Source organism: Serratia sp. EC4 (assembly GCF_059652115.1).
This window is the reverse complement of record NZ_JBNIDE010000001.1, coordinates 223,324-240,064: the sequence shown is the minus strand read 5'-3', so window position 1 is coordinate 240,064 and position 16,741 is coordinate 223,324. Positions and strand designations below refer to the sequence as shown.

Below are 16,741 nucleotides of genomic sequence, written 5' to 3'. Positions count from 1 at the left end.
CTAACGTGACGGGGACAATATTAATGACGGAAGAACTGGCGAGCACGATTATTTCGCTTTATGACGAACATGCCGCCGCCTGGGAACGCCTCAGACCCACCACGCTGTTTGAGCGGCCGTGGCTCGACCGCTTTTTGCAGCTTACCCCGGCCAACGCGCGGCTGCTGGATCTCGGCTGCGGCAATGGCGCGCCGATCGCCGCCTATTTTATCGAACAAGGGTATCGAGTCACCGGCATCGACGGCGCGCAGGCGATGATCGCGCGCTGCCGGCAGCGTTTTCCACAGCAGGAGTGGCGGCAGATGGACATGCGCCGGCTGAGTCTGGCGACAAGATTCGACGGCCTGCTGGCCTGGGACAGCTTCTTCCATCTGGCGCGCGACGATCAGCGCCGCATGTTTCTACTGTTCAGACGGCACGCCAAGCCGCATGCCGCACTGATGTTCACCAGCGGCCCTGAAGACGGCGTGGCGATCGGCAATTTCGACGGCCAGCCGCTGTTTCACGCCAGCCTGGCGCCGGAGGAGTATACGCGCCTGCTGCAGGAGAACGGCTTCCGCGTGGTCGATCATGTGGTGGAAGATCCCGCCTGCGGGGGAAGAACGGTCTGGTTGGTGCAAAGCATCAAGTGACAATGTCACGTGCAGGTTCATCGGAACCTGCACGTTAACGTTATTTAGCGCTGACGCGCCAAACGGTGTTGCCCACGTCATCCGCAATCAGCAGGGCGCCGGCCTTGTCGACCGCTAATCCAACCGGTGCGCCATAGAGTTCCTTCTCGTCGTCGGAGACAAAGCCGGTGACCACCGCTTTGAGTTTACCGACCGGCTTGCCTTGTTCGAACGCCACGTAGCTGACCCGGTAGCCGTTCAGCGGCGAGCGATCCCAACTGCCGTGCTCACTGACAAAGGCGCCGCCGCGATAGTCGGCCGGCAGAGCGCTCGCGGTGTAGAACAGCAGCCCCAGCGGCGCGACGTGCGAGCTGAGGGCGTAGTCCGGCTTGATGGCTTTCGCCACCAGATCCGGCCGCGCCGGCTGCACCCGACGATCGACGTGCTGGCCGAAATAGCTGTAAGGCCAGCCGTAGAAGCCGCCGTCCTGTACCGAGGTCAGGTAGTCCGGCACCAGATCGGCGCCGATCTCGTCACGCTCGTTGACGATGGCCCACAGCTTGCCGCTGTGCGGTTCCCACTGCAGCCCGGTCGGGTTGCGCAGGCCGCTGGCGAAGATGCGGCTGGCGCCGGAGGCGGTGTCCACTTCCAATACCGCGGCGCGCCGGTACTCTACGGCCAGACCGTTTTCGGTGATGTTGCTGTTGGATCCAACGCCGACATACAGCTTTTTACCGTCCGGGCTGGCCAGCAGGGCCTTGGTCCAATGATGGTTGATGGTGTCCGGCAGATCGGCTAGCTCTTTACCCGGATCGCTGATGCGCGTTTCGCCCGGCTGATAGGCGTACTGCATGATATTGCCGGTGTTGGCCACATACAGGGTGTTGCCAATCAGCTGAACGCCGAACGGAGAATCGAGCCCCTCGAGGAAGACATGCTTTTCCCAGCTGCCGTCGGCGGTGGGGCGCAACAGGGTGATGCGGTTACCGCCTTTTCCCCCTTTACCTGACTGACCCTTAACCAGCCCGGCGATCAGCTGCTTGGGTGTGCTGACCGCTTCGGTGCCCGGCCCGTTGGCCTCCACCACCAACACATCGCCGTTGGGCAGGGTCAGCAACTGACGCGGGTGCAGCAAACCGTCTGCCACCTTGTCGATTTTCAAGCCTTCGGCGACTTTCGGCATCTGGTTTTGCTGCCAGCCCACGCCCTTTGGCACCTGCATCGGCGGCATCAGGAAATCTTGCGCCGCCGGCAACGCCGGATCCGGCCCCATTTGTTGTTCCGGCGAAATGACGGCACTGTTATCGCAGCCGGCCAAGGTCAATACGGCGGAAAGGGTGAGCGCCAGAGATGAGAGCTTCATGAAAACCTCCTTATTTTGCGCGGGCGCCAAGGGCCAGCAGAATATTCGCCAGGCTGAGCAGCGCGACCACGATCGCAGACAGCACCAGGCCTTGCGGCACCACGGCATACGCATCCCGGCTATGCACGAAAGCGTTGATAATGGCGAGAACGATGGCCAACAGGTTCAGCCAGAAATGGAGTTTGACCGACGAACCCAGCAGCCGAGCACTGCCGAACCATACTTGCACCAGGTTAATCAGGCGAGGAATGATGGCAAAAATCAGGCCGATGGCGATTAGCCAGCTGGCGCCATTAACCCACTGAATATTGGCAGTGCAGGCATAAATGATGTCGAAAATGAGCGCCGCGGTGAAAAATCCATAAGGTATCGGGTTGAGCCATTCATAGACGGCCACTGCGGCCGCTGAGGGCCTTGCTGTCGTTTGCGTGGTCATGCAGGCATCTCCATGAAAAATGATGGGTAAAAAGGCCATTGGCCCCTTAAAGCTTTGTTCAGATCCAGCGATTTGAACAATTTTGATTCTCATTTTTAGCATGCGATGTTAAAACCGAAACCATCACTGCGGCATTATCAATGGCTTAGCAATATCAGGAGGAAGGAGCATGAGCATAGAACGCGTTCAGCGTTTTCTGGCCGAGCACGCGCCGGAAACGGCGGTGACGGTGCTGACACAGAATACCGCGACGGTAGCGCTGGCGGCGGAAGCCTTTGGCGTGGAGGGCGGGCAGATCGCCAAGACGCTGTCGTTTCGCGTGAACGATGGCGTGGTGCTGCTGGTGATGGCGGGAACCGCCAGAATCGATAACAAGAAGTACAAGCAATTCTTTGGCGTAAAGGCACGCATGCTGCCGGCGGAGGAGGTGGAGGCGCTGACCGGCTATCCGCCCGGCGGCGTTTGCCCCTTTGCCGCACCGGCAACGGTGAGAGTTTACTGCGATCGCAGCCTGTGCAGCTACAGTGAAGTGCTTCCGGCAGGCGGTAGTGATAACTCAGGCGTGAGAATTGCGCCGCAACGGCTGGCCAGCATCACCGGAGCGGAGTGGATTGACGTGACAGGGTAACTGCAAGTGTGTTATTGCAAGATTACAAAGTCACCCGATTTAGCCCGTTTGAAATGTCACTCACTTCGTCAATACGGTTCTCGCCGTACGCTTACTACGTCAGCGACGCGCCCCCGGCTTACCATCACCCCGGGGGCAAAATGATGGGTGATCTTCAGCAGCGTCTTCTCGCCATCGTCATCTACGCCCGCTCTGATGATGACAGACTCTAGTCGTGTTGCTGTCTTTGAAATTTTCCACAGAACCAACCCTAACAGTTGCATGAAGGCCTCGTACTGGCCGCTGCCTTGTTCACAGGGGACCGGGGTCAGCGGAATATCGTCTGCCGGATGGGTGATATCGACAATTTCCGAGAGGTGCGGACTATAGCTCCCGTCATGGCGAGGTGTTAAAGATGCGCGTAATAATCGATTATCACCAAGCATAAAATCAAAATACTGTTTATCCCGATGGCTCATTTCTTTTGGTACCTGTTGATGTTGTCACAGTACGGTGTGGCTGCGCCGCACCGTATCGTATTCAGGGCTGGCGGTGCCAGATCAGAGGGCGAGGTGAAAAACCGAGTTTTTCTTTCGCGGCCAGGTTGGACGCTCCGGTCAGGGCGGTGTGATAGTAGAGTCCTTCTTCACCCGCGAGCGATAGCGCGTCTGCGGCACTCAACCGCGTAGGTTCAGGCGCGCCGACCCAACGGTTAAACTCAGGAAGCCACTGATTCACCGGAAGCGGATTATCATCGACAATATTATAGGTACCAGGTTCGGATCCCAGCGCCGCAATGGTGGCGGCAATGGCATCGTCAATATGCACGAAAGACCAGACTGCATTACCTTCGCCAAAAATGACGCTTTCGCCATTGCGAGCCTGTTCGGCGATGGCGCCTTCTGGTCGATACCAGGTGCCAGGGCCATAGAAGAATCCGTAACGCAGCACCACCCCTGCGATCCCGGGAAGCATCCTGACGGCGTTTTCATAGTCAGACAATACGTTACAGCTTTCCCCGATCACCCCCGGCGCCTGGATCCGCAGGGCGGCACTTTCATTGGCCAGTTTTCCGGCCGCCGCATCAAGATAAAAGCCACGGGACTGAAGAATATAACGGCTGATGCCGCAGGCTTTCGCCGCTTCAAGTAAATGATGTCCGGCCACTTTGTGTAAAGCCGTATCCGCGGGGATCGAGCGGATAATGTCGGCAGGATTAGCCGGCAGCAATGTCAGTTGATCGATAATCGTATCAGGCTGAAACTTTTCGACAGCTTCGCGCACCGCATGTGAATCCATCGCATCCACACACAGCGCTTCGGCGCCGAGTTCATGGAGTTGGGCGATACCTTTTCCTTGACGCGTCAAGCCTGCGACTTGATGTCCAAGGGCGCAGAGCACCCTTGTCATTGGCAGCCCGATTGCCCCCGTTGCGCCTGCAATTAAAATTCTCATACTTCTCCTCCGATGCCTTATGAGTACAGCCGGACACGGTTGTGTACCCGGCAATGCTGACTGACCCCTACAGGATAGAAAGAGAGTAAGATCTTAAAAAGAACCAAAAACGAATGATTTTTGTGTACCAGAGCGAGACAAGCGGAAGAGGAAAGCGCGAGAATCGCAAGGGGGCCGTTAAGCGAGTTTACGGATCAATCGATCCAGCCGCTCGCAGGCATGGAGGAGTGATTCGCCTTCCTTGCCTGATACGCCAAGCAACAGACCGGACTTTTCCGCTACCCCTGACTGATACCAGGCTGAAAGCGGGGATGGCGCCAGGCCAAAGTTATAGGCGTAATGCGCAATGGTGCGATCCTGAGAGCCGTCTGGCAGGTTGATTAAAACGGATAAACCATGGACCTGAACGGTGTAGCCTAACGCCTTCATTATGCGGGAAAGTTCAGTACTTCTGGCATGGTAAACTCTTTTCATTTTTCGCAGATGCCGAAGAAAATGCCCCTCACTCAAAAAGGCATGCACCGCCATCTGGATCGCGGGAGTCGGAGCGGGGGAAAGCGAGGCGGCGACATCAGCAACCGTCTCGACAAGCGATGGCGGCGCCACGACAAACCCCAGGCGTAGAGCCGGGCTAATGGTTTTACTGAATGATCCAATATGGATAACCCGACCATAAATATCCTGTGACGCCAGCGCTGGCGCCGCGCGGCGATTAAGCTGCAACTCCCCCAGATAGTCATCCTCGATGATCCAGCGGCCATTTTGGTGGGCCCACTCAATTAAACGGTGGCGCCGTTCCAATGATAATGCCATCCCCAGGGGCGCTTGCTGCCCGGGGGTGACCAGCGCGATTGCCGCGTCAGGCGCGTGATGGATGCCATATTCTATATCCATCCCTTCGGAATCGACCCGCACAGGTACCGTGGCCAGGCCCGCAAGGCTCAAGGCTTTTCTTGCCGGCGGAAAGCCAGGATTTTCCACCCAGGCTTTGTGCCCGCGTAAAGACAGCGCGTGCAGTATGAGGCCAAGTCCTCCGGTGAATCCGGCAGTCACGAAAACTTGAGAAGGATGGCATTTGATTCCTCTGGAAAGGGTGAGCTGACCGGCGATTTCGCGGCGCAATTCGCTTTCCCCTCTGGGGTCGCCATAGCATTGTCTGGACTGCACGGCGTGACGGGCTGACGCCGCAAAAAGGCGTGAGAAGAGGGGGACGGGAAAGACATCGCCGGCAGGGATCCCCATCTGAAAATCGCCTGTAGGAAAGAGAAAATCCTGAAACAATTCTGAAGTGGGTACGGATTCAGGCACCTTTTTCGCCGTCCTGCCCGGCGGTAGATTATCCACGACGCAGGTTCCACGAGAGCGGGACATCACGACAAGTTGCTCATCGGATAACCGTTCATAGGCGGTCTTAACCGTGCCGCGAGAGATACCCAATTGTATGGCAAGGTCAATCCATGAAGGGAGCCTTGTGCCTGGCGCAAGAACACCGCTCTCAATGGCTTCGGTGATCCCCTGGCGGATCTGCTCGGCGATGGATATCCGTGCGTTACGGTCAATCGTCAGCGCCAGAGTGGGTCTGTTCATATATCGCTCCATTAATCAGCAGGTGTACTTGAAATAGCAGAGGCATCTCTGGTCAGCATGTTTTAGCCATCCCGGATGCGTGGTACAGCAAAATCTTCGTTTTTTGGTTCTTTTAAGTGTAAATCCAGCTGTTATGCTTGACTCAGTTTCAACGATAAAGGAAATAAAAAATGAGTCAACGCATTGATTATACTAAAACTTCTCCGGCAGGGGTTAAAGCGCTCGGTGGTGTTTATGCCTACGTCGCGCAATGTGGCCTGGAGAATACGCTCGTGGAACTGGTTAATTTGCGCGTCAGCCAAATTAACGGCTGCGCTTATTGCCTGGATATGCACACACGCGATCTCCTGAAGAAAGGTCTCAGCCCCGTCAAACTTGCTTTGGTGCAAGTTTGGGAGGAAGCCGGAGAGGTCTTTACCGCGCGTGAAAAGGCGGCGCTGTCCTGGGCCGAGACCGTCACCCGGGTTTCTGAAACGCATGTTCCGGATGAAGCCTTTGCGGCGGCATCTGCCGTTTTCGAAGATAAGGAACTGGCGGATTTGACGATGGCGATAGGCTTAATCAACGCCTATAACCGTCTGGCTATCAGTTTCCGCAATGTACCGCAGGAAGCGCAAAAACCCTGATATTGCGTGTTGTGACGTGGCGATCGCGCGGCGTCACACCTGCAAGCTTAACAACTCCAGTCAGGAGCCCGTCATATGATAAGCAGAAATCCATTTTTATCCGCAGTAGCCGCTGTCGGAATGATCTTCTCAACAACCGTTTTGGCGCAGGGCGCTGAACCACAGGGGCAAGGCGAGACGGTTAAACCGAATTTTTCGCATGCGATCCCCAACATTCCGGGTAAATCGCTTACTGCCGTCGAAGTCCTTTATCCTGCGGGCGCTGCATCGGCATCTCATACGCATGCTCCTTCTTCATTTATCTACGCCTATGTCGTGGAAGGCGAGATTATCAGTCAGGTCGAAGGTCAACCTGAACGGACTTATCGGGCAGGCGAAAGCTGGTATGAAGATCCTGGCGCGCACCATGTTGTCAGCCGTAACGCCAGCAAAACCAAACCGGCGAAACTACTGGCGGTATTTGTCGTGGACACCAAAGATACTCAGCTCACCACGCCAGACAGTAAGCCGTAGTAAATGGGCGTCCGAATTGATTACACCCGGACGTCTTCCGCTGGCGTCCAGGCATTCAGCGCCATTGACCATTACCTCTGTCATTGCGGTTTGGACGAGCGACTGCGCGATCTCATTAATTTACGCGTCAGCCAGATTAACGGCTGCGCGTATTGCACTGATTTGCATACGCGTATGTTGATGAAAGAGGGCGTCGGCGCCGAGAAACTGGCGGCGCTCCAGGGATGGGTCTGTACCGAAGGCATTTTTTCTTTAAAGGAGCGCGCGGCGTTAGCCTGGGCTGAATATATGACGCTCATTGCCCCTTCATCAAACCGGCGTGAACGCGCGCCAGATTTGCGGCGCTATTTCAGCGACGAAGAGGTATGTGACCTTACGCTGGCTATCATTCTCATCAACGCCTACAACCGCCTGGCGATAAGCTTTCGTAATATCCCTCAGGCGGTTTTGGAACATCAGACGTAATGAATGGACGTGCCTTAACGGCGATAACGCGGGGCCGGCTGCGCAGTGCTGAGATGCTGGCTCATGGTACGGCGAGCGGCCTCCCAGGCATTCCATTCTTCACCGTCCTGCAATGGCGGGATGGTCACCGTTTCACCGGCATCTAAACCTGCCAGCGCGGCATCGACCATCTCCTCGCTTTTCATGACCCATGATTGCGGCAGATTTTCATGGCCGCCTACGCCTGGCACATTCCAGAACGCGGTCGCCGTCGCGCCGGGTAAAACGGCCTGAACGCGAATCCCTTTATCCCCGAGCTCGTGCTGCAGAGAGTGGCTGAACGCCAGCACAAAGGCTTTGCTTGCGCCATAAATCCCATTCAGGGTTTCCGGGCTAATCGCGACGATAGACGCGATATTAATGATTGTTCCCGTTCCGCGAGCGAGCATTGCCGGTGCAGCCGCATAAGTTAAACGCATCAGCGCGGTGACGTTGAGGTTAATCATCGCTTCCATTTCATCAACATTCGAATCCAGAAGCGGCGTTACGGCGCCAAAACCGGCATTATTCACCAGCATAGTCAGTGACGTTTCATTACGCAGTAGCTCTTCCACATGGCGTAGTTCCTGCGGGTTACCGAGGTCCGCGCCGATAATACGGACCTGACGATGATGAGTATCGCGGATCCGTTGGGCAACCTGTTCCAGACGGTCAGTATTGCGCGCCACAAGGATCAGATCGTAGCCGCGTTTAGCGAGTCTGTCGGCATAGAGTGCGCCGATGCCGCTTGAAGCGCCGGTCACCAGGGCGGTGCCATTTGATGATGTGCTCATGTTTTTCTCCAGGGTGGTTATTTTCAATGATGAGCACAATAACACTCGCATTTTATGTCTTAAATGTCATATAAACACCTTTTTATGACATTGGATTATGATGGGTCCGCTATATGCGCAGAGTCGGTTTTATCCTCACACCCGGTTATTCGCCGATGGGCTTTGCGGTTATTACCGCGTTTGAAGTCGCCAATATGGTGTTGCCGGAACCGGTCTATGACATTCATTTGCTTTCGGAAAATGGCGGCGCGTTACGCACATCCGCGGGCTTCGATGTGGTGACGGAAGCCTTTACTGAAACGCATTACGATGTTTTGCTGTTTGGCGCCAGTATGGAAAAGGCGACACCCGATACCATCGCGTTCGTGCGCCGCGCCGCGCCATTCGCCCGTCGGGTCGCAGCAGCGTGTATTGGGACATTTTTGCTTGCGGAAGCCGGAATGCTGGACGGACATCGCGCCACCACGCACTGGATGTATGCCCGGGAACTCAAGCAGCGCTACCCGAAGATACAGGTTGAAGAAGACCGGATATTTGTTTGCGATGGTCCGTACTGGACATCAGCAGGGATGACAGCGGCTATCGACCTCGCTCTGGCGTTAATCGAAAGTGATTTGGGCCCCGATATCACCCGGTCTATAGCGCGAAAACTGGTGCTTTACCATCGCCGCACGGGTGGGCAATCGCAGTACTCGTCACTACTGGAGCTGGAACCGAAAACCGATCGCATTCAGAAGGTGCTGACCTATGCGCGCCGCAATCTGGACCGTCGTCTAAATATTGAAGAACTGGCCGACGTGGCGAATCTGTCGCCTCGTCAATTCAGCCGTATCTTTCAGGCGGAAACCGGACAGTCGCCGGCAAGGGCCGTTGAGTATCTGCGGCTGGAATCGGCGCGGGCGATGTTAGAGGAGAGCAACAGTTCGCTGGATGAGATCGCCAGGCAAACAGGATTTATCGACAGAGAACGTATGCGACGCGCTTTTATTCGTACGATTGGGCAGCCGCCGCAAGTTATTCGTCGTCAGGTACGCCATACTGAAGGCTGAGGGACTTCAGATATAAGGAGAGTAGGGAAGAGCAGCGTCAATGACATCAGCCTACAGAATATTTTACTCCGCGATGGGGCTGCCAAAGTAACGGATCGCCATCCGCTTTACTGGAAATATGAAGAATGGCGGCCAGAACAGGGTTAGCGAGCATCACAATGTTATGTTAAATAGATTGTGTGAGGTCATAACTAACAGACTGTTTTAACTAGAGAAATCATTAGTCCATCGGGTTGTGGCAAACCGCCTCGATATTGTGGCCATCCGGGGCGATCACAAATGCCGCATAGTAATGGGCATGGTAATTGGGCCGCAAACCGGGCGCGCCATTGTCTTTGCCGCCGGCGTTTAGCGCGGCGTGGTAGAACGCATCGACCTGCTCACGGCTGCTTGCGGCAAATGCCAGGTGCAGATGCGCCGGCTTTTCATCGGTCTGAAACAGGCATAATGACACATTACCCCGTTCGGGACACAACTCAATGCCATAGCCGGGGTCGCCTTCGGCAACGATTTTTACGCCCAGTGGCGCCAGCGCATTGAGGAAAAACGCTTTGCTGAGGGCAAAGTCGCTGACGCCAAATTTCACATGATCAAACATGGGGAGGCTCCTGGAGCGAGGAGGAATGTTCCCATTCAGTATAGCCAACGCCGAGGTGCGTGCCGAAAGCGATCAAACGCGCGCCAATGCGCATTTAGCGTGCAAATACTGCCTGTTTAAGTGACGCGTTTGGGTGAAATCTACAGTATCGTAGCCGCCACGTTTTATCAGATTTCACGTAGCGCGATCAAAAAGGAGGGCATGTTGACCCATTTTGCAGAGTGGCTTAGCCAAATTCAGGCGCTTGAGGTTGAACTGCACCAGCCAACGACGCGCTGCGATCCGAAACGTGTCGCGGCATTGTTGCATGAAGACTTTGAAGAGATTGGTCGTTCAGGGCTGCGCTATGACAAGCGCCAGACCGTTGCGGCGCTGGAGATGGAAACGGATTATCCGCAGATTGTCGCCGAAGCTTTTAAGCTGGCGCAAATCAGCGAAGGCGCCGTGTTGCTGACGTATAAAAGTTTTCAGCGTGACGCACAGGGCCGCGCCGTTCGTTGCACTGAGCGCTCATCGATTTGGCTCCTGAAAGATAAAGAGGGTTGGCAGATGCGATTTAATCAAGGTACGCCGACTGATAATTGATTGCGGTTGAAAGCGGCGAGTGACAGTAAGCCTGGCGGGAAAATGGAATGTCGGAATGATAACGTTGAAGGTGAGGCAAGAGATGATGTGCAGGGCTAATCCCGGTGCGTACCCAATAATGCAATTTAACATAATATACATTATGCGCACCTAAGTGATGATATGTGGATTCTGCCGTCCAGGCCTGATTCTTGGGGTTTCTCCTGCGGCCAACCAGGCCAGCGCCAACTGCTCATGCCGCTGAACAAATTCGTTTTTCAACCGGCCATAAGCCGCCGGGTTTTGCCGGCTGTCTTCTACTGCCTGACGTTTGATTGCCGCATATTGCTGAGCAACATCATGATGCTTGCGCAGATAATCTCTGAACGCCAAATGTCGGATCGCCTGTTCACTTCCTGCAGTAAATGCATGATTGCCGTTTCCCTTGATGTAGTAACGCCTGCCGGCTATGCCGTTCTCGCCGCGCGGCGTAGAACTCATATCATGCATCCTGTCATTCAAACCATCCAACGCCGCCAGGCTTTCAACTTCTAACAAGATATCAATCGCGGCAGCTCCTGCTGATGAATTGCCGTTAACATGCCGGCCAGTATGCGCTCTGTCATTTCCTGCTCCAATAATGATGACCGGGCATGGTTTCTATGGCGCCTACCTGCCGGTATTGGCCAGAAATCCCCTGCTTTTTTGATCGCGCTACGTGAAATCTGGAGACAAGAAACTCACACAGGGGTTCAGATTTAAGCGGATGTGATTCCTGTCGTAACGGTTGAAAATCAAACCGGATATTGCTTATTTTAAACCATTACTATAAATTACACGCAATATCAATTTTTTGGCGAATGGAATCATGCCCGATCGGTCATTACTCTTTTTTTATGGTTTAGTCTTTGCTGCAGTAATTTATTTCATTGTGAAATTCAGGAAGGACATAACAAAAAAAGATGGGTTGATAAATATAGCTTTATTTCTAGTTGTCGCTATTACGATAATGTTCCTTCTCAATTCAGATCTTTCTGCCACTGGCATTCTGATTACCATATTTTCTTTTCTTTCAGCAGGCTTTGTTTTTTTATGTGCTGCCATTTTTCTCAAGGATCTGTACTCAACGAAAAAGTATACATTAACTGCCATAAAGCGAATAAAAACGGAAAACACAATTAATTTCAAAGCAATGCCAGAATTTAAAAGTGGGATTTTTTGCTACCAAAAATCATGGTATGCCATCTATTCACCCTCTTTGAATTTACTTGAAATAGGCGTTAATGCGTTTGATAGCCAACCTGAGTTTGGCAAAAAATTCACCGTGCGAACGTTGTCTAAACGCGCTATTACATTCGTTCCGGAAGTAATTCCTGATGAAATCAATGATGACACTGAACTATTCGGCCAACTGGTAATATTTTGTGAAATGTCTGAAAAAAATCAGATTATGGTGGAAAATTATCTTGAGGCCATAAAAAATGGCTCTGCTACACCCTGGCTTATCTCTGTGCCAGATGAAACTCCATAATTTTAGCATGGCGGAAATATTATCCGCCATGAACTCAATCAGCGATCTGAATTCCCTCTTGCTTCACATGCGACCGCCGAACCCGCAATTCTCCGTGCCGCCAGGCGCCGTCTGCCGTGGCGCGATTGTCGATCAGGCGATTCAAGGCTTCTTCGACCAGTCGGTCGATGCGTTGGCTGTAGCTGGTCAGCGCCCAGTTGGCTGAGCCGGCCTCATCGATATCGTCGAAGCCCACCACGGCCATCGCGGACGACGGCGCCACTTGCCTGAGCGCTTCGAGCGCCCCCAGCGCCAGCACGTCGTTCTCGCAGAACAGCGCCTCAACCCGCTCGCTTTCCGGCGTTGCCTGCAGGTATTCACTCATCAGTTGGAAACCGCGCTGGCGATCGTAGTGGCCGGCGGTGAGAACCCGATCCAGCTGAAAGCCGGCGGCCATCAGTTTGTCGCGGTAGCCTTCCATGCGCAGCAAATGGCTGCTTTGCGTATCCGGCCCCTTCATGTAGCCAAAGCGCCGATGACCTTGCTCTATCAGCAGCGTGGCGATCTCTTCGCCGGCGCGGTAACCGTCTATGTTTACCACATCAATGTGTTCGCTTTCCGTATTGCGGCACACCTGCACCAGCGGGATCTGATGCAGATCTTGCGCGATCGCCGCCCACTCTTTGGTTAACACCGTCGCCAGGAACAGAATGCCATCGACCTGCAGCTGATCGGCCATCGCCATCACCGCCCGGTAGTTTTCCCCCGCGGTGATGTTCAGCAGCAGCGCCATATAACCGCGAGTTTGCAGCTGTTTGGTGACCATATCGAGCATCATCATCGAATGCGGGTTCTTCATCTCGTCGATGGCTACGCCAATGATGTGCGTGCGTTTTTGCGACAGGCTGCGCGCCAGCAGGTTTGGCCGATAGCCCAGCTCGGCGGCCGCCGCCAATACGCTTTCACGCGCGTTGTCCGAGATCGACGCACCGGGCGTAAAGGCGCGCGATACCGTCCATTTAGAGACGCCGGCCTTTTCGGCGACGTCGCTGGCGGTGGCTTTGTGGTGTTTTATCATGGTTGCGTCGATCCCTGCTTCGGTGAAGTCAAACTATACCCTGCTCGCTCAGATCCCCTAAGCGCCTGCCGGCATACCTGCTGCAATTATGTATCGTTTTTGCACCCGATTGCAATTTGTTGTGCAACCGGGTGCAAGCCGTAAAGAGTTTGTGATCGTCCGCGCTGTTTTCACCTTTCCCCTGTTGACCAAATTTTATCCATGGCCGACATTCACGGTGGCATTCAGAGACTCATCGCGGTTTTTTCTTCTGATTTGCACCCGGTTGCAAAAGAACTGTTTTTACATAACACCTCTCTTCTCAACAGGATACCGTAATGAAAAAAACCAGACTGTTGTTGATGTTAGCCTGCTCGCTGTTTGTCATGACCGCTCAGGCCAAGAGCTATCAGGTCGGCGTGGCGCTGGCCAATTTCGATCTCAACTTCGTCTCCATCCTGCGCAGCCAAATGGCGCGTGAACTGGCTGCGCAGCAGCTGCAAGGCCAGTTCGTCGATGCCAAAGGCGATGTCGCCCTGCAGGTGCAGCAGGTAGACGATCTGATTAATCAGGGCGTGGACGCCATTATCCTCAACCCGGTCGATACGCAAGGCGTCCAGCCGATGATAGCGGCCGCCAAACGCGCCGCTATCCCCCTTATCTTCGTCAACCGCAAACCCGAAGTACCGCTGAGCGGCGCGACGGCCTACGTCGGCTCCGACTCGGCGCTCAGCGGCCGCCTGCAGATGGAGGCCCTGGCGAAAAAAATGAATTACCGCGGCAACGTGGCGATCCTGATGGGCGCCCTCTCCAACGAAGAAACCCGCGAGCGCACCCGCGCGGTGGAAGCGGTGATCGCCAAACACAAAGAGCTGAAAGTGGTAGAGAAACAGACTGCGAAATGGCAACGCAATGAAGCGGTCGACGTGGTTTCCGGCTGGTTGCTGAACGGCGTACCGATCGATGCGATCGCCGCCAACAACGATGAGATGGCCATCGGCGCGATCATGGCGCTGAAGCAGGCCAAAAAGAACGGCGTACGGGTTGCCGGTATCGACGGCACGCCCGACGGCCTGCAATTTATCAAAAACGGCGACCTGGCGGTGACCATTTTCCAGGATGCCAAAGCCCAGGCGATCGGCGCGGTGCAAGTGACCCGAGCGATGTTGGATCACGCCAAAACCGAGTCTTACAACTGGGTGCCTTATGCCACCGTGACGCGAGAAAACTACCCGCAATTTGCGCAGATGAACCAGAAATAAACCGTTGCCACCCTCTTTTTTAACCCGCTTTGCACCCGAGTGCAAAACCACAGTGTCAGGAGTCAGCATGTTAAATGGTGAAAGAAGCATCCCTCGCCCGCTGCGTTGGGCGATGATCGGCGGCGGCCGCCTCAGTCAGGTGGGCTACAAGCACCGTTCCGGCGCACTGCGCGACAATACCGCCTATCGGCTGGTTGCCGGCGCTTTTGATATCGACGCGGCGCGCGGGCGTGAGTTTGGCGTCAATCTCGGCGTGCCCGCCGAACGCTGCTATGACGACTATCAGCAGTTGCTGAAACAAGAGGCCAACCGCGAAGATGGCGTTGAGGTGGTGACCATCGCCACCCCTAACGGCACCCATTATGAAATCACGCGCGCCGCGCTGAATGCCGGCCTGCATGTCATCTGCGAAAAACCGCTGTTCTTCACTACGGCGGAGGCGAGAGAAATCAAGGCGCTGGCGGCGGAGAAAGGCCTGATCGTCGGCGTAACCTATGGCTTCTCCGGGCATCCGCTGCTGATGCAGATGCGCGCCATGATCGCGAACGGCGACATCGGCGAAATACGCATGGTCGAATTGCAGTACACCCATGGCTTCAACGCCAACGAAAGCGCGGACACGTTCGAGGCGCAAAAGTGGCGCGTCGATCCGAAAATCGCCGGCCCCTCCTTTGTGCTGGGCGACATTTCCACCCACACCTTCTACATCTCACAGCTGGTCATGCCCGACATGAAAATTGCCTCCCTGCTGTGCGATCGCCAGAGCTTTATCCCTTCCCGCGCCCCGCTGGAAGACAATGCCATGGTGCTGATGCACTACGAAAACGGCGCCGTCGGGCGCATGTGGGCCTCCGCCATCAATGCGGGCGCGATGGACAGCCAAAGCATTCGCGTGGTGGGCTCACGCGCCAGCCTGCAATGGAGCGATTCCACGCCCGGCGAATTGCGCTATGAGATCCAGGGGCGGCCCAACCAAACGCTGCACCACGGCATGCCCTATCTGGACGACTGCGCGCTGGCAGAAGAGCGGCTCGGCGCGCTGCATACCGAAGGGCTAGCCGAATCCTGGGCCAATATTTACCTCAAGTTCGCCATCGCCATCAGCGCCAGTCAGCGCGGCGATCGGCAGACGCTGGCCGCGCTGATCTATCCGGATATCGATGCCGGATTGGAAGGCGTGCGCTGGATTGAAAACTGCGTTCGTTCCGCCGACAACGGCGCCACCTGGGTTAATTACCAATAAGGAAAGCACCATGAAACTTTCGTTCTGTACCGACAGCCTGGGCCATTTACCCTTCGAGCCGATGCTGGATCGGCTGCTGGAGCTGGGGGTGCGCGGCGTGGAGATGACCACCGGCGGTTGGTCCCCGGCGCCCCATCTGGATACCGAGGAACTGCTGGCCAACCCCGCCAAACGCCGGCAGCTGCAGCAAGCGCTGGCCAGCCGCGGCATGGAGATCGCCGCGCTCAATGTCTCCGGCAATCCGCTCGATCCGGGCGAGCTGGGGCAGCGCCATCTGCGCCAAACCGACAATACGCTGGAGCTGGCCGGCCTGCTGGGGGTGAAGAAAATCGTCATGATGAGCGGCCTGCCGCCGGCCAGCCCGCATGACACCATCCCCAACTGGATCACCTATACCGTCAGCTGGCCGCCGACGGTGAAAAACTGTCTGGACTATCAATGGAATGAGGTGGCGATCCCCTATTGGCAGGCGCTGGTCGCCCGAGCCAAAGCGTGCGGCGTCGAGCGCTTTGCGCTGGAAAACTTCAGCGCCATGCTGGTGTGGAACCCGGAAACGCTGTTCCGGTTGCGCGAGGCCGTTGGCCCGATGGTGGGCCTGAACCTCGATCCCAGCCATTTGATCTGGATGGGCGCGGATCCCATCGCGGTCGCTCGCGCCCTTGGCCCCGCCATTCACCATGTACACGGCAAAGACGTTCGCCTGGAACGCGGTGTCGTCGAAGTTAACGGACTGCTGGAAACCAAACCGATCGACGAGGTGGCCGGCCGCGCCTGGAACTATGTCGCCGTTGGCTGCGGCCGGGATCTGCAGTGGTGGAAGGAATTCTTCTCGGTGGTGCGCATGATGGGCTACAACGACTGGGTGTCGTTGGAAATGGAAGACTTGACCATGTCGGTCGATGCCGGCATCGTCTCTTCCGTTCAGGCGCTACAGCAGACGATCAGCCAATAACACCCTGCGCGGCGGCCACGGCCGCTGCGCA

General features: G+C 55.6%; 20 protein-coding genes. 11 read left to right on the top strand and 9 right to left on the bottom strand.

The window, feature by feature from the left end:
- Window positions 1-23 precede the first annotated feature (23 nt).
- Window positions 24-632 (top strand): class I SAM-dependent DNA methyltransferase, encoded by a 609-nt coding sequence (locus ACP39K_RS01130; protein ID WP_497008234.1) that lies wholly within the window; start codon window positions 24-26, stop codon window positions 630-632.
- Between the two features lie 40 nt (window positions 633-672).
- Here the strand turns inward: ACP39K_RS01130 and ACP39K_RS01125 are convergent, their stop codons facing one another.
- Together ACP39K_RS01125 and ACP39K_RS01120 are read right to left on the bottom strand one after the other, a co-directional pair.
- Entirely contained in the window at window positions 673-1,974 is a 1,302-nt protein-coding gene (locus ACP39K_RS01125; RefSeq protein ID WP_033640286.1) for a PQQ-dependent sugar dehydrogenase, read from the bottom strand.
- 10 nt (window positions 1,975-1,984) lie between these two features.
- Window positions 1,985-2,410, bottom strand: coding sequence for a DUF2231 domain-containing protein (locus ACP39K_RS01120; RefSeq protein ID WP_033640288.1), 426 nt, complete (start codon window positions 2,408-2,410; stop codon window positions 1,985-1,987).
- 169 nt (window positions 2,411-2,579) lie between these two features.
- Here ACP39K_RS01120 and ACP39K_RS01115 point away from each other — a divergent pair, with 169 nt between their 5' ends.
- Window positions 2,580-3,038 carry a YbaK/EbsC family protein gene (locus tag ACP39K_RS01115; RefSeq protein ID WP_033640290.1) on the top strand — a complete coding sequence of 153 codons (459 nt, stop codon included), beginning with the start codon at window positions 2,580-2,582 and terminating at the stop codon, window positions 3,036-3,038.
- Window positions 3,039-3,106: 68 nt separating this feature from the next.
- On the opposite strand, the gene ACP39K_RS01110 is transcribed toward ACP39K_RS01115, so the two are convergent.
- The 3 genes from ACP39K_RS01110 to pdxR all read right to left on the bottom strand — a co-directional run bounded on the left by ACP39K_RS01110 (window position 3,107) and on the right by pdxR (window position 6,059).
- Window positions 3,107-3,496: a hypothetical protein gene (locus tag ACP39K_RS01110; RefSeq protein WP_147827331.1), complete on the bottom strand. Its 390-nt coding sequence runs from the start codon at window positions 3,494-3,496 to the stop codon at window positions 3,107-3,109.
- Between the two features lie 61 nt (window positions 3,497-3,557).
- Window positions 3,558-4,472 (bottom strand): NAD-dependent epimerase/dehydratase family protein, encoded by a 915-nt coding sequence (locus tag ACP39K_RS01105; protein WP_497008233.1) that lies wholly within the window; start codon window positions 4,470-4,472, stop codon window positions 3,558-3,560.
- A 177-nt stretch (window positions 4,473-4,649) separates the two neighbouring features.
- Window positions 4,650-6,059: a MocR-like pyridoxine biosynthesis transcription factor PdxR gene (gene pdxR, locus ACP39K_RS01100; RefSeq protein ID WP_033640294.1), complete on the bottom strand. Its 1,410-nt coding sequence runs from the start codon at window positions 6,057-6,059 to the stop codon at window positions 4,650-4,652.
- Window positions 6,060-6,229: 170 nt separating this feature from the next.
- On the opposite strand from pdxR, the gene ACP39K_RS01095 reads away from it, so the two are divergent.
- From ACP39K_RS01095 to ACP39K_RS01085, 3 genes are all read left to right on the top strand, one after another.
- On the top strand, window positions 6,230-6,685 hold the full coding sequence (locus ACP39K_RS01095) for a carboxymuconolactone decarboxylase family protein (protein ID WP_033640296.1): 456 nt from the start codon (window positions 6,230-6,232) through the stop codon (window positions 6,683-6,685).
- A gap of 75 nt (window positions 6,686-6,760) precedes the next feature.
- Entirely contained in the window at window positions 6,761-7,198 is a 438-nt protein-coding gene (locus ACP39K_RS01090; protein ID WP_065426207.1) for a cupin domain-containing protein, read from the top strand.
- 3 nt (window positions 7,199-7,201) lie between these two features.
- Window positions 7,202-7,663 carry a carboxymuconolactone decarboxylase family protein gene (locus ACP39K_RS01085; RefSeq protein WP_497008232.1) on the top strand — a complete coding sequence of 154 codons (462 nt, stop codon included), beginning with the start codon at window positions 7,202-7,204 and terminating at the stop codon, window positions 7,661-7,663.
- Window positions 7,664-7,677: 14 nt separating this feature from the next.
- On the opposite strand, the gene ACP39K_RS01080 is transcribed toward ACP39K_RS01085, so the two are convergent.
- On the bottom strand, window positions 7,678-8,475 hold the full coding sequence (locus ACP39K_RS01080) for an SDR family NAD(P)-dependent oxidoreductase (RefSeq protein ID WP_016927707.1): 798 nt from the start codon (window positions 8,473-8,475) through the stop codon (window positions 7,678-7,680).
- Between the two features lie 113 nt (window positions 8,476-8,588).
- Here ACP39K_RS01080 and ACP39K_RS01075 point away from each other — a divergent pair, with 113 nt between their 5' ends.
- Window positions 8,589-9,524: a GlxA family transcriptional regulator gene (locus tag ACP39K_RS01075; protein ID WP_033640301.1), complete on the top strand. Its 936-nt coding sequence runs from the start codon at window positions 8,589-8,591 to the stop codon at window positions 9,522-9,524.
- Between the two features lie 220 nt (window positions 9,525-9,744).
- Here ACP39K_RS01075 and ACP39K_RS01070 read toward each other — a convergent pair whose 3' ends face one another.
- Window positions 9,745-10,122, bottom strand: coding sequence for a VOC family protein (locus tag ACP39K_RS01070; RefSeq protein WP_016927710.1), 378 nt, complete (start codon window positions 10,120-10,122; stop codon window positions 9,745-9,747).
- 204 nt (window positions 10,123-10,326) lie between these two features.
- On the opposite strand from ACP39K_RS01070, the gene ACP39K_RS01065 reads away from it, so the two are divergent.
- Window positions 10,327-10,707: a nuclear transport factor 2 family protein gene (locus ACP39K_RS01065; RefSeq protein ID WP_497008373.1), complete on the top strand. Its 381-nt coding sequence runs from the start codon at window positions 10,327-10,329 to the stop codon at window positions 10,705-10,707.
- 150 nt (window positions 10,708-10,857) lie between these two features.
- Here ACP39K_RS01065 and ACP39K_RS01060 read toward each other — a convergent pair whose 3' ends face one another.
- Window positions 10,858-11,244 (bottom strand): GrpB family protein, encoded by a 387-nt coding sequence (locus tag ACP39K_RS01060; RefSeq protein ID WP_497008231.1) that lies wholly within the window; start codon window positions 11,242-11,244, stop codon window positions 10,858-10,860.
- A 310-nt stretch (window positions 11,245-11,554) separates the two neighbouring features.
- Between ACP39K_RS01060 and ACP39K_RS01055 the strand changes: the two genes are divergently transcribed.
- The gene (locus tag ACP39K_RS01055; RefSeq protein WP_161544727.1) at window positions 11,555-12,217 is read left to right on the top strand and encodes a hypothetical protein; all 663 of its coding nucleotides are present in this window, start codon (window positions 11,555-11,557) and stop codon (window positions 12,215-12,217) included.
- Window positions 12,218-12,251: 34 nt separating this feature from the next.
- On the opposite strand, the gene ACP39K_RS01050 is transcribed toward ACP39K_RS01055, so the two are convergent.
- On the bottom strand, window positions 12,252-13,274 hold the full coding sequence (locus ACP39K_RS01050) for a LacI family DNA-binding transcriptional regulator (RefSeq protein WP_497008230.1): 1,023 nt from the start codon (window positions 13,272-13,274) through the stop codon (window positions 12,252-12,254).
- Window positions 13,275-13,591: 317 nt separating this feature from the next.
- On the opposite strand from ACP39K_RS01050, the gene ACP39K_RS01045 reads away from it, so the two are divergent.
- The 3 genes from ACP39K_RS01045 (at window position 13,592) to ACP39K_RS01035 (ending at window position 16,710) form a co-directional block, all read left to right on the top strand.
- The gene (locus tag ACP39K_RS01045) at window positions 13,592-14,515 is read left to right on the top strand and encodes a substrate-binding domain-containing protein (protein WP_033640306.1); all 924 of its coding nucleotides are present in this window, start codon (window positions 13,592-13,594) and stop codon (window positions 14,513-14,515) included.
- A gap of 67 nt (window positions 14,516-14,582) precedes the next feature.
- Complete coding sequence (locus tag ACP39K_RS01040) at window positions 14,583-15,758, top strand: Gfo/Idh/MocA family protein (protein WP_147827337.1); 1,176 nt, start codon at window positions 14,583-14,585, stop codon at window positions 15,756-15,758.
- A 10-nt stretch (window positions 15,759-15,768) separates the two neighbouring features.
- Window positions 15,769-16,710, top strand: a complete 942-nt coding sequence (locus ACP39K_RS01035) for a sugar phosphate isomerase/epimerase family protein (RefSeq protein WP_048795022.1) — start codon at window positions 15,769-15,771, stop codon at window positions 16,708-16,710.
- Window positions 16,711-16,741 lie beyond the last annotated feature (31 nt).